The sequence below is a fragment of the Streptomyces sp. NPDC005799 genome (genome assembly GCF_040630525.1).
GTDB lineage: Bacteria > Actinomycetota > Actinomycetes > Streptomycetales > Streptomycetaceae > Streptomyces > Streptomyces griseorubiginosus_B.
The window spans coordinates 15,698-28,124 of sequence record NZ_JBEXXQ010000088.1 but is presented as its reverse complement, the minus strand read 5'-3'; the positions used below and the strand labels follow the sequence as shown (position 1 = coordinate 28,124).

The window sequence follows — 12,427 nt, the reverse complement described above, 5'->3', positions numbered from 1 at the left end:
AAGGGGCGATCTTGCAGTCGTGTGCGGTGAGCGTCCTGCAGATCGGCTCGACCCCGCCGAAGCGGTCCCGGTGCTCGTCGATGAACGCTACGAGCGCGTGTGTGGCCGGTCGAGCTCGGCCGCGAAGAAACTCGCCGCGGCCTTCAGAATCTCGTTGGCCCGCTTCAACTCGGCGTTTTCCTTCTTCAGCGCCTTGAGCTGGGCGGACTCCTCCGTCGTCGTCCCCGGACGCTGCCCCGCGTCGATCTCTTGCTGCTTCATCCAGTTCCGCAGCGTCTCGCGGGAGCCGATGCCGAGCTTGTCCGCGACCGCCTGCAGGGCGGCTGTCTCGTTGGGGTAGTCGTCGCGCACTTCGGCGACCATGCGCACCGCGCGACGGCGCAGCTCAAGAGGGTAACGGGAGGGTCGTGCCATGACTCAATCCTTTCACGGAATCGAGTCTCTACCTGACGCGGGGCGGTTCACCAGTGCTTCGGCGCTGCGCCCGGCGGCGTGCAGTGCCCGCATCAGCGTCTCGGTCAGAGGTTCCACCAGCGGGTACTGGTCCACGAGGTCGGTCAGCGGGCCGACCATGGCAACGGGATCACTCACGCGTGACTCCATAGTGGCCCAGGCGACGGCGGCGTCCACGTGCTGCCGCCGCCAGGCCTCGCGTACCTGTTCCACCCACTGCCCACTGAGCCCGGCCAGCGGCTCCCCTTGCCACAGCCCAAGGGCTTCGCGCAGCAGGGCCGCCCGAGCCTCGTCGGTCCGGCCCGATGCCCGGGACCGGCCGACCCGCTGCCGGAACTGGTGGATGTCCACCTGCTCCGGGCGGGCCTCGAGCAGGTATCCACCTGATCGGCGCACCAGGCGTAGAGGGGACTGTCCCGAGTCCTCGGTCTGCTCGCACAGTCGGCGCAGCCGAGCCACGTGGGCGTGCAGCGCACGCCGCGCCCCGGCCGGCGGATCGACGCCCCACACCCGTCGGATCAGCACGTCCCCCGTGACGGGCCGGCCGCTGTCCACCGCTAGCGCGGCCAGCACAGTGCGACGCTGCGGCGGGCCGACCGCAGCCGTGCGGCCCCATACCGAGAGCTCCACGGGTCCGAGAAGGCGCAGTTCCACCACGAAGCCCCCACCTCCTGTGCTGCTTTTCTTCACCCATTACGCACATTCTCGCGACGGGCGACAACCTTTCGACAACGTTCTCAGCCACACTCGAAAGTCACTCTGGTACCGCGGACTTCAGTCTGCTGGGACGGAGAAGTGTCACGCACACCGGCGCACCGCGCGCGTAACGGCGGTACGGGGAGCCGGTCGCGCGGCATTGAGGGAGAGAGGGACGTGAACGAACAACGAGGAACGACAGCAACAAGTACTGCGCAGTTACCGGCGCATCGGCCGAAATGCCCGCACGAGCCGCACGCCGGGCATGCCGCGCCCCATCCGCAGCCTTTACCGGCCGCTTCGAACGACGGCAGGCGGAGCGTCATGGAGGGCGCCTTCGCAGTCCTGTGCCCAGTGCCGCGGCGAAGTCAGGCCGCATAGTCTCCACTTCACGGGTGTACCGAGCGCCGGCCGCCTGTGCCGCGCAGCGCGACCCGGATGGACGGGAAGCCGGGGTCCAAGTGCACGGCAAAGACCGCCACATGATGCTGCTGCCGGGTCCGGAAGGGCGTGAAGGGTACGGGTTCGAAATCGTCTGCGATCGTGCATCTCAAGCCTCGACGGGTGGCGGACATGGCGGCGAATTGGTCGCGGAGTGCAGCCAGTGGCGGGCTGTTCAAGATCTTGGCCGGGGTGGCGGACAGTCGTTGCAGGGGGCCGGACTTCCAACGCCCCGCGAGGTCTGGCAAGCGGTCCAGGAAGACCCAGCCACGAGCATGCGTGAACGCGCCGCGCTCGACGACGGTGACAGCTTTGCGGCGGGTTGGGAAGTCCGGCACGGCACAGTAGACGGCGGTCAGAGCGCCGTACTCGGTGGCAGCAACCAGCCAGTGAACCCTTGCGCGTCCAGACGGCCCCGAAGAGACCGGCCACCGCCAAGAAGTGCGCAAGAACTCTGCAGCGGCGTTCCGCCTGCCCGATGCCGGGAGGGTCCCTACGGTGTCATCGCCTTTCACCAGCTGGTCCGAGGCCCGGTGCGCGGTTGAGGGCCTCGGCTGCCACCAGGTTGACCAAACCGAGCACCAGAGCGATTGGAACGCCGTCGAGGCAGAGGGCCGTCCGGTCGCCCCCGCCCCGTCGACGATCCGGAACCCGATGGTCACCAGCGCGCCCAGCAGCACCATGGGCAGACATCCCGATCAGGTGGCAGGCGGTCAGGTGGTGGTGCAGGAGGGGGGTGACGTCGGCGAGGTCGTTGATGCCGGCGTCGCCGAGACGGGTCAGGACCGGCTCGGCGAAGCGCAGCTGTCGGCGCACGGTGATCGGGGAGCAAGCCGGTGTTGACGCGACAAGTAGGTGGGTGCGGGCGGCGAGCCAGGCGGCAAGCTGCCCGGCCATCGGCCGGGGGGAGATGCGCGGTGGTGCGGGCGTCGCCCGCAGCTTCGAGCCCGACGCGACGGCTGTCACCTTCACGAACGGCCCCGATGCGGTCCAGCCTGCGCACCATCTCGACAGGGTCAGCGGCCGCCACATTGGCTCCGACTGTGGACCGCTCAGCGGAACAGCACATGACAATCATGCAGTCGCGCACCAAGATCCTTTCGGATCAGCTCGCCCGATCACGGACACGTCGGACCGTAAGGAGGGGCATATATGGCCGCGTGGGAAACCCACGGACTGCACGTGCGCGTACTGGGACCGCTGGAAGCCGTCGTGCACGGACGGGCCGTCGATCTCGGTGGCCCTCAACCGAGGGGAGTCCTTGCCCGGCTCGCTGCAGCTCCCGGACGGACGGTGAGTGTGGGGACCCTGGTCGACGAACTGTGGGGGCCGCTTCCTCCCCGGGACGCGCACCGTACGGTGCGCACCTATGTGTCGCGGCTGCGTGCGGCCTTGCGTCTCGTTGGCGGGGCCGACGCGGCGGCAGCGCTGGTCACCCGAGCACCAGGCTACGAACTGCATGTGCACCCCGCCTCCATCGACGCCGGACGGTTCGAGCGCCTCGTGGCCTCGGGCCAGCAGGCACTGGCGGCGCAGCCCCGGATCGCGTTCGAGCACCTGACCCAGGCGCTCGGGTTGTGGCGAGGCGATGCCTTCGCCGAGTTCGGTCACCTGCCAGGAATCGCCGCGGCAGCGGTCCAACTCGAGCGACGGCGGCTCTCAGCGACGGAGGCCCGGATCGAGTCCGCGCTCGCTCTGGGCCTCGATACGCAGGCCGCCGCCGAACTGGAGATGTTGGTCCAGGCGCATCCCACCCGGGAACTGCTGTGGGGTCAGCTGATGATCGCCTTGTACCGTCTGGGACGGCAGGCGGACGCGCTGGGTGCGTACCGCACAGCAAGTGTCCTGCTCAGAGAGGAACACGGGATCGAGCCCTCGCCGGCCCTTGCCGGGGTGCATTCCCGGATCCTCCGGCATGACCCGGCTCTGGGCTGTGCGGAACGCTTCCCTCTGCCGCGGGTGGCCGTGCACGGTGCTCCAGCCTCGTGGTGACGACCGGCCGCGCACCCGGGCGCGGGCGCTGCCTGGTTCAGGAAACGACGATGTGCACGAAGGCGTTCACCGAGTTCAGGCACTGGTTGCCGGTGCCGTTGTCGTGCGCGGTGTAGCCGTTGTCCGAATAGCCGTCGTCCTCGTAGCCCAGCTTGAGGCTTCCCCCGCGGCCACCGACGACATACTGCCGGCCGACTACGTTCACCAGCCGCTCCAGGTCACCCGTCGCGCCGGGGATGGTGATCAGGCCATGGTAGAGGTCGGAGTCGGAGGCCGGGTCGACGTACCGCTTCCAGGTCAGACCGCGACCGCCGGTCTGCACACAGCCCCCCGCGTTCACCGTGACATGATCGCCGGGCAGGAAGGAGAAGGGGTACGTCGTCTCGTGCTGGGTGACGACCGGCTCGCTGATCGTGCAGTCGATCGGGAGTGTCGTGCCGGAGCAGCCGGGACTGTAGATCACATCCGCTGACTTCAACGCCGCGGGAACCCGCCTGACGTCACGGCCCGTGGACTGCCCGTGGTGGCCATCCCCGCCCACTCCCGCAAGAGCCGGGCCGGCGGGTGCGGCGCCTGCGGTGGGGGCCGTGCCGATCGCAGCGCCCGCGGCCAGGGCCGCCGCAGCGACGAGGGTCATCACGCTCTTTCTCATGCTCCATCACTCCAACAATGGTGGGGGTTGGCCGGTCGAAGGTGCTCCGGCCTTGACTGCGCTCAGTGTGGCGAGAGCCGTCCACAATCGGGCTACAGACCGTCGACACCGCTCTGCGTGGCACACTCCCAGGCGCCGACGGCCGTCTGGGCTGCAGCGGTGTGAGGTTGTTGGTGTGTCTTCCGAGTCGTAGTCACGCCGGCTGGCACAAGAGCACCTACAGCGACAGGAACGGCGGCAACTGAGCCGAGGTCGCCGACGGAGTCCCCGGCGTCGTCCCTGTCCGGGACAACAAAGTGCCGGACGGCCCGATGCTGGTGGTGGGCGCGTGGGCGGAGTTCGTGCGCGGCGTTCAGTCGTGGGAGGGGTCGGTCACCTTCAGGTCCGTCCGCATCGCGGCGCGCATCTGGGCCAGAGCTCCCCAGGCCTCCTTGATCCGCCGGCGCGCAGCGGCGAGGTCCTCGCCCTCGTCCGGGTTGCCGTGTGTGATGCGGGCGATCATGCCGTAGACCGTGCCCAGACAGCTGTTGACCTTCTGTACCTGCGCCAGCACTGTGTCCGGCACGATCATCTGCGCCTCGGCGTACCGCTGCCGGTATTCCGTGCGGGCGGTGTCCACGGCGTCCAGTGACGGCTCGGTGTCACAGCCTCCCCGTAAGGTGTGGGTGTGGTCCGTCAGACAGGCGACGTAGTGCCGTGCCGCCGCGTTGAACGCGGTGTACGTCGCCCTGCGGGCTGCCACCGCTTCCCGGTTCCGCCGGTCGGCGAGATCGGCGAGGCGAAGGCGTTCCACGTGCTCCCGCTCCTCGCGCCGGGCGGCGTCGCCGCGGCGCTGGGTCAGCCAGGCCGAGCCGAGTGTGCCTCCCACGCCCACCAGCGCCACGAGTAGCCCTGTCGTCGACGAGTCCATCGTGCTTCCCCCCTCGCTTCCCCCCTCGTCCCGGTCCGGGCCGCCGTCAGTGTCCCTGGCAGGCGAACGCCGCCCACACCTCAAGGCCGGTCGGATCGCCGTCGTTGAAGATGTCCTGGATGGCGAGCGGCATGCCGTCGGGGATCTCGCGGTCCGGGTCCAGCAGCCACAACTGGGCCTCCCGCAGCGCCCGTACAGGCGGGGCACCGGCGCGCAGACGGTCGTGGAACACGTACATCAGCAGGCCGGTCAGTCCGTCCGGCACCTCCCAGCGGGAGCCGACGACGCCGGTGGCTCCCGCGGCGAGGAAGGCTGTGGAGAGCGTCAGGGCCTCGTCGAAGTCACCCGCCGTGTGGTCGCTCACGCAGGCGTCGAGAACGACCAGGCCACCCGGGGCGTCGTGCGGCCGGCCCCGGGCCTGGCGCAGGATCTCGCGGATCGACAGGTTGCCGGAGCCGTCCCCGTCCTCGGGTGCGGCCAGCCGCAGGTGGGCGTCCAAGGGTGAGGTGCCGGACGGGCGGGCGTGGCAGGCCAGGTGGAGGACGGACGCCCCGGCGCGTTCTCGGCCGGGCAGCGCGGCCAGGATCTCGGCGGGTGTGCCGGGGCCCGCTGCCTTGCGCACCCTGCCGAGCAGGAGGCCCTGCCGGTAGTGACGGTCGTGGATCTGGCGGGCCTCGGTGACGGCACCGAGCAGGGTGTCGTCCGGGTTGCCGACGATCACCGGGTGGGCGTCGAGCGGCAGTCGCGGGCGGCTGATCACCTCCTGGAACTGCCGGGCGGAGGCAGCGTAGGAGAGGGTGAGACGCTCGACGGCGCGCACCGGCCGGCCGCCACGGCGCAGGCCGCTGCTCAGCAGGGCGGCGTGCCAGGGAATGCCGCCCAGTTCGCCGAGCGGCACCAGGACCAGGGCGGGGTCGGGGCCGGCCGCTCTGATCAGGGGCGAGCGGGCGAGCGGTCCCATCACCACCGGGCCGGCCCAGTCGCACAGTTCCTCCAGGGCGGTGCGCCAGCGGTCCTCGGCGACCTTCTGCTCCGGGGCCTCGGCAGGCAGCGACTCGAGCGTACGCTGCCTATGGCGGTGTGCCTCGCGGTAGGTCTCCAGGACTTCGAGGCCCTGTCGGCGCAGGAGTCCGAAGTCGAGGCGGTCGAGTTGTCCGTCGTGGGTCAAGATCATGGCGACCCCGCAGCCGCCGACCTCCGCGGACAGCAGGCCCGCGCCGCCCGGCGGCAGCAGGTAGACCAGCGCGTGGGCACCGGCCGCGCGCAGTGCCCCCGCGATCTGGTCGGGGGTGGGCGGGGTCATCAGCGCGGTGCCGGCGTCCGAGGCGGCGAGCGCGGTGAGGGCACGCTGGCGCAGGTCGTCGGGGAGCGGTGGCGCCGTGTCCTCCCCGAGCGCGCCGAGCAGGGAGCCGGCCTCGCCCAGCAGCTTTCCCAGGTCGCTCACGGTCACCGGGGAAGGTCCGCGCGGGCCGCCCTCCCATTCCTCGGCCAGATCGTCCCGGCCCGCCTCGCGCAGCAGGGCCGGCACGTCGGAGGTGGTGGTGGAGGTGTGCAGCACCTGCCCGCGGCCCAGTTCCAGGGCCTCGACCGTGCCGGGCAGGTCACCGTCGGCCAGGCACCACCAGGCGATCCGCAACGCCCGGTCGGCACTGTCGCGGGCCATCTGGAGCGCCGGTTCGGCGGCGGCCTGGAGCAGGACGACGGTGGCCGCCTCTCGCAGCGAGGCGAGCCCCATCTCCCGTGCGGCCGCGCCGTCCCCGGGCCCGGAGCGGGCGCGCAGAGCGTCCGTGATCACCTGGCCGAACCCCACGCTCAGCGGGGTCGGGGCCCGGTGCCGGACCAGTGCGCGGGCCGCCCGCGCCACCTCGACCGCCCGGTCGGCGTCGACGGGGGCGCCGGTGTACCGGAAGCGGGCGAGCAGCAGCGCCGCGTACAGGGCGCTCGCCCGCAGCCCCTCCTGGCTCTCCGGGGCCACGATCGCCCGTGTCTCGATCAGCATCTTCTCGGCCGCCTCGAGGGCGCCAGCCTGGTAGCGCGCGGCGGACGTCATCATCAGCGCGCCTGCCGTGCGCAACATCAGCCGCGGGCGGTCCGGATGGTCCTCCGCCAGGGCGTCCACCGCGTCGATCATGAGGACGAGGCCGTCCCTGCCGCCCTGGGCGCTGCCTCCGTGGAAGGCGTGCAGCAGCAGCGTCAGTCCGTAGTCGGCGTCGATCGGCGGGCGCCGAGGGTCGTCCGGGCCGACCGAGTCACGCAGCCGGGACAGCGCCGCCACGGCCTCGGCCATGAGGTCTGTGTCCCCGGAGGTCAGGGCGAGCATGAACTGGAACTGTGCCAGGCCGTGTTCGACGAACACACGGTCCCGCTCGACCAGGTGCAGGTCCATGGGCGCGGCCATGCCGTGGTCCATGGCGGCGGTGACCTCGTGCAGGTAGCGGTGGGCGGTGTGCAGGTCCTGCAGGTCCCCGCCGGTGAGGTAGCGCTTGTAGAGGGCGATCGCCAGGTTCTGCAGGTAGACGATCCGGTTCACATGGCCGACCGGGGTCGCGCGAAACGCGGCGGTCAGATGGCGGATCGCTGCGTCGAGGTCGTCCGCGGAGTGGGAGAGGGCGTGCCGCTGGCTGAGCGCGGCGGCGTACGCGCCGTGGGTCTGGGAGACGACGTCGGGCGACTCGGACGGCGTCCGCATCGCCTCGTTGAGCAGGCCGATGGTGCGGTCGATGCCTGCCAGGTCGCCGTCGAGCCGGTCGCCCGCGAGGTTGGCGTGGGCGAGTTGGCCGAGCAGTTCGCCGCGGATCGGGTCGTCGGCGGAGCAGAGCTCGGCGGCGCGCTCCAGATGCCGCGCGGCCTCCTCGATGTCGTACCGCTCGGGTTCGCGCTCGTGCAGCCCGTTGAGCAGGGTGCCCAGCAGGGCGTGGGCGTACGGCACCTGATCGTCGTCCGCGGGCAGTTGGGCTAGTCCCTCGCGGACCAGGCCGACCGCCTCAGTCTTCTCCGGTGCCGCGACGGAGCCGTCCGGTACGGCCCAGGGGGAGTTCTCGGTGAGCGCCGCGCCCAGCAGGACGGCGACCTGGGCCCGGTCCGGCTCGCCGGGGTCGAGCAGCCGGTGCAGGTCGCGCAGCCGGGCGAGGTAGGCCGACTGGTCCTCGGGGCGGGCCCGTCCGCCGCCGCGCTCCCGGTAGAGGTCGAGGAGGTGTCCGCCGGCGAACACCCTGCCGGGGTGGTCGTCCGGGGCGGTCGCGGCGATCAACTCAAGATGGTGGACGGCCCGTTCGCCGTCCGCGTCCTCGGATGCCCCGTGCAGCAGCCGGACCAGGCGGATGCGGGCTTCGAGTTCCAGTTCGTCGGCCTCGTCCGCCCAGGAGCGTGTCCCGTCGGCCGGCGGGGCCCAGCCGGACGGGCGGATCTCGTCGAGCAGTTCCTCCAGTCGGCTCGCGGCGTCGCGCAGGTCGGCGGGGTCGCGGTCCCGGTCGTACCGGTCGGCGAGCGCGCAGGCGCGGGTGACGACGAGCCCCGGGTGCGCATCCTCCGCGGCCGGCAGCGCCAGCCCCTCGGCGAAGGCGGCAATGGCCTCGTCGAGGTCGTCGGGGACGCCCGCACCGTCGGGGTCGTCAGGGTTCTCGTAGCGGTCGTGCAGCAGCAGGGCCAGCCGTACGCAGGCGGCGGCGTACGAGGGGTCGGTCTCGGGCAGGGTGGCGCGGCTCAGTGCGAGCAGGTCCGCCGCCGTACGGCGCAGGGCCACAGGGTCGTCGACGGCGTAGGCGGCCCCCTCACCGGTGGCGGCCTGCCAGTACCCCATGGAGAGCGTGAGGCCCAGCAGGAACCGGGCTCGCGCCAGTGCGGCCGGATCGGCCAGCGGGCCCTGCCGCTCCAACGTGTCGCGGGCCCGCAGCAGCACCCCGTGGCACCGGGTCCAGGAGCGGGCGGCCTCCCGGGGGTCCTCCTGTTCGTCATGGTGTTCGAGCAACCGCTCCGCGTGATCGAGGAGTTCGAACGCATCGGCGTCGGGGGCCGGCTCGGGCGGGGCGAGCCCGGCGTTGGGCGCCGTCATCGCGCTGACCTCCGGGTCCGGCGTACGGCGAAGCCTCCCGCGTACGCGCTCAACGGCAAGGCCAGCAGCAACGCCGCCCAGAACGCCCCGTGTCCCCAGGAGGCAGCCGTGTCCCTGAAGAAGCCCTGCAGCACGGGCATGCTCAGCGCCTGGGCGGGCTGGACGGGCGGCGGCCACAGGCCGAACACGGCGACCACTGCGAGCGCCCAGCCGAGGACCCGGCGGGCGATGGGCGGCTGGCACAGCGCGGACACCGCGGACACCGCGACGCACACCAGCATGAACTGCGACTGGTACGAGGCGCCCTGCTGCCCCGTCCCCCAGGAGGCGAGGGTGTGGTGGTCCCCGCTGAGGGCGACCCGGACCTCGACGGCCGTCCACAGCAGCGTGACCAGGCTCAGCAGCGTGGCGAGGAAGAAGAGACCGCGGTCCCGGCCGCCCTCCGCCCCGGTTCGCCAGCGCCCGGCGTCCTGGTACGGGCGCGCGGGCAGCCCCGCCCGGGTACGGCGCCGTTCGGCCCGCTCGCGCCGCTCCCGGGCCTGCCGCTCCTCCTCGGTTCGGGCGCCGTCCAGCAGCCATCGGACGAGGGCCCCGAGCAGCAGGCAGAGCACCGGGAGGACGACCAGTGCGACGAGGCCGTTCCAACTGCGCCAACCGCCCAGCAGGAGATGCATCCGCGTGGCGAGCCAGTCCGGGGAATGCATCGGGTCGAGCGGGGGCAGGTCCGGGCGGGCATAGCCGACGTAGGCCGCGATGCCGGCCCCGGCCACCAGCAGACCCGCGCGGATCCGGGCCGGGGCGGCGGCGAAGGCCAGGGCGCCGGCCAGGGCGACCGCGCACAGGCCGGCCTGGGTCGTGGAGGCGGTGTCCGCGGCCCGGGTGAGCGGGGCGACGAGCGTGTCGGCGGGCTTCACGGCGTCCCAGTCGAGGCCGCTGTCGTGCACGAACCGCAGTATCGCGCCGGACCAGATCAGCACCCACAGCAGCACGAACAGGGAGAGGGCGGCGAAGAGCCGACGCAGCAGTGGGGGCCGGGTGGCCGTCCACCACTCCGCGAGGGTGACCGTGTGGTCCTGCCCGATCCTGTCGGCGCGCAGCAGCCGGGGCAGCAGCACGGCCGCGGCGACCAGCGCGGACCGTCCCGGTACGCCCCGGGTGTCGGCGCCGGCGGCCCGGCGGTGCAGGTCGGCCCAGCGGCGCAGGAACCCGGCGTCCTCGGAACGACGGCGCAGCACGGCGACCGTGCGGTGGCGCAGCGCGGCCACGTGCGCGAGGACGACGAGCCAGGCGACCGGCGCCCGCGTGGCGAGCGGGGCGAGCACGCCCGGTAACCCGGTGAGTGGGAGCAGCGCCCGCTTGCGGTTGCCGGGGTGGACGATCAGGGCGGCGGCCAGGCCGTAGGCGGTGTTGGTCTCGTACGTGTTGAGGCCGCCTCTGTCGCCGCCGCGGCGTCGGAGGGTGCCGGCGGTTGCGCGGACCTCGTCGATGGTGCGGGGCAGTTCCTCGGCGAGGGTGAGGAGCACCTGGCAGCGCCCACCGGTGCACGCCTCGTGGCGGCAGTCGAAGTCGGCCGCGACCGCCGGGACGGACATGCGCAGCAGTTCGTCGACGAACGTGACCGCGTCGCCGCCCTGGGCGATCCGGGCGATGCCCTCGGCGTCCACGCGCCGGTCGCGGTACTGCGGGCTCGCCGTGGGCGCGAACGCGGCGACGAATGCGAGCGCGGCGACCGCGGCGCGGGCCCGCTGGTCCTGGCCACGCCTGAGGGTCAGCAGCTGTCCGCTGTCGTACGAGGTGTCCTGCAGGTCCTCGCGCAGCCAGGCCGCCAGCCGCGGTCCGCCGTCCCCCGCGAGCCACTGGGCGGCGGCCTCCGAGTTCCGTGCCATCGCCGCCGCGAGGCTCTCGGCCTCGTGGTGGGCCTCGCCGCGGAAGGTGATGGGCCGGTTGGCGTGCCGGGCGGCGGTCGGCGCGGCGGGGGCGGAGGGGCGGACGACGTCCGGGCTCTCGCCCTTCAGCCAGCGGCGCACCTCGGCCGCGGTCCAGCGGTCGTCCGGGTCCTTGGTGAGCAGGCCTTGGAGCAGCAGGTTGTGCCGGGGGTCGGTGACCGCGCCGAGGTCGACCTCGTTGTTCAGGATCAGCGCTCTCGTCCACGCCTCGTCGGTGATGCGGTCGTCGTCGTCGAGGGCGTACAGGGGGCGGCCGGTGAAGACCTGGTACAGCACCAGACCGAGCGTCCACCACGGGGTGGCCGGGTGGTTCTCCTTGTTGATCTGCTCCGGTGCCATGTAGACGACGGTGATCTGGAAGTCGCTGAACCGCTGGCTCGTGGTGAACCTGGCGACGCCACCGAAGTCCGCGACGACGAACTGGGGCCGGGCTCCCTGTCGTGTCCTGACGAGGATGTTGGCGGGCTTGAGGTCCAGCGGGTTGCGCTCGATGCGGGTCTGCCAGAAGTGCAGCAGGTCGGTGAGTTCGCGGACGGTCTGCTCGGTCTGCTTCTTGCCGCCGTGCCGGCCGCTGCGCAGGCCCTCGGCGAGGTGGTCGTCGAGCGTCCTGGGCAGGTACTCCATCGCCACCCAGCCGCAGACGGCGCCGCCGGTGCGGATCTCGCCCATCTCGTGGATCCGTGGCACGTGGCGGCGGAACTCGGGTGCCGCGAGGTGCTCCAGGGTGGCCCGGTCCATCTCCTGGCCCGGGTGGGCGATCTTCACGGCCGCGTCGGTGCCGTCGGCGGTGCGCCGCACATGCCAGACGGTGCCTTCGCTGCCGAACCCGGCGACACCGTATGGCTCGTACCGGTCGAGCAGCCCCTGCGGAAACTCTCCGTGGCCTGCGCCACCCCCCTCACGCCGGGTGGGCGGATCACCGCGACGCACACCCGGGGTGACCCTGGTGGGCGCCTCGGGCGGTACCGACTCGGCACCCCCCACCCCCGGACGCTGGGCACGGGTGGGCGGACTCGGGGACTTCGACGGGGTGTGGTGTGGGCGCTGGGCGCGGGTGGGCGGGATCGGTGGCTTGGGCGGGGTGTCCTGCGAGCCCTGGGGGCCGGGGGCAGGAGTCGGGGACTTCGGCGGGGTGGCGGGGCGTTGTCTGCGGGTCGGGGGACTCGGCTGTTTGTGCGGGGTATTGGCGGGGCGTTGTCTGCGGGTGGGGGGGCTGGGGCGCCTCGGTGGTGGTTCGGTGCCGTCAGGGGAGTCGTTGTTCGTCGTGTCGGCCATGGCGGTGTCCT

The 12,427-nt window shown here is 72.3% G+C and carries 7 protein-coding genes and 1 pseudogene; 1 reads left to right on the top strand and 7 read right to left on the bottom strand.

The features are described from left to right. The 3 genes and pseudogenes from ABZ453_RS47485 to ABZ453_RS47475 form a co-directional block, all read right to left on the bottom strand. Window positions 1–414, bottom strand: a pseudogene (locus ABZ453_RS47485) (transposase); the annotation flags it as partial. Window positions 415–426: 12 nt separating this feature from the next. Continuing rightward, the gene (locus ABZ453_RS47480; protein WP_359025755.1) at window positions 427–1,110 is read right to left on the bottom strand and encodes a BTAD domain-containing putative transcriptional regulator; all 684 of its coding nucleotides are present in this window, start codon (window positions 1,108–1,110) and stop codon (window positions 427–429) included. Window positions 1,111–2,091: 981 nt separating this feature from the next. Beyond that, the gene (locus ABZ453_RS47475) at window positions 2,092–2,562 is read right to left on the bottom strand and encodes a hypothetical protein (RefSeq protein WP_359025753.1); all 471 of its coding nucleotides are present in this window, start codon (window positions 2,560–2,562) and stop codon (window positions 2,092–2,094) included. Between the two features lie 180 nt (window positions 2,563–2,742). Between ABZ453_RS47475 and ABZ453_RS47470 the strand changes: the two genes are divergently transcribed. Beyond that, window positions 2,743–3,582, top strand: coding sequence for an AfsR/SARP family transcriptional regulator (locus tag ABZ453_RS47470; protein ID WP_359025751.1), 840 nt, complete (start codon window positions 2,743–2,745; stop codon window positions 3,580–3,582). A gap of 37 nt (window positions 3,583–3,619) precedes the next feature. On the opposite strand, the gene ABZ453_RS47465 is transcribed toward ABZ453_RS47470, so the two are convergent. The 4 genes from ABZ453_RS47465 to ABZ453_RS47450 form a co-directional block, all read right to left on the bottom strand. Then, a complete protein-coding gene (locus tag ABZ453_RS47465; RefSeq protein ID WP_359025749.1) occupies window positions 3,620–4,234 on the bottom strand; it encodes a hypothetical protein in 615 nt (204 codons plus the stop codon). Window positions 4,235–4,586: 352 nt separating this feature from the next. Then, entirely contained in the window at window positions 4,587–5,144 is a 558-nt protein-coding gene (locus tag ABZ453_RS47460; protein ID WP_359025759.1) for a hypothetical protein, read from the bottom strand. A gap of 46 nt (window positions 5,145–5,190) precedes the next feature. After that, window positions 5,191–9,195 (bottom strand): CHAT domain-containing protein, encoded by a 4,005-nt coding sequence (locus ABZ453_RS47455; protein WP_359025747.1) that lies wholly within the window; start codon window positions 9,193–9,195, stop codon window positions 5,191–5,193. Continuing rightward, a complete protein-coding gene (locus tag ABZ453_RS47450; protein WP_359025745.1) occupies window positions 9,192–12,416 on the bottom strand; it encodes a hypothetical protein in 3,225 nt (1,074 codons plus the stop codon). Before ABZ453_RS47450 ends, ABZ453_RS47455 begins: the two co-directional genes overlap by 4 nt. Window positions 12,417–12,427: the final 11 nt, after the last annotated feature.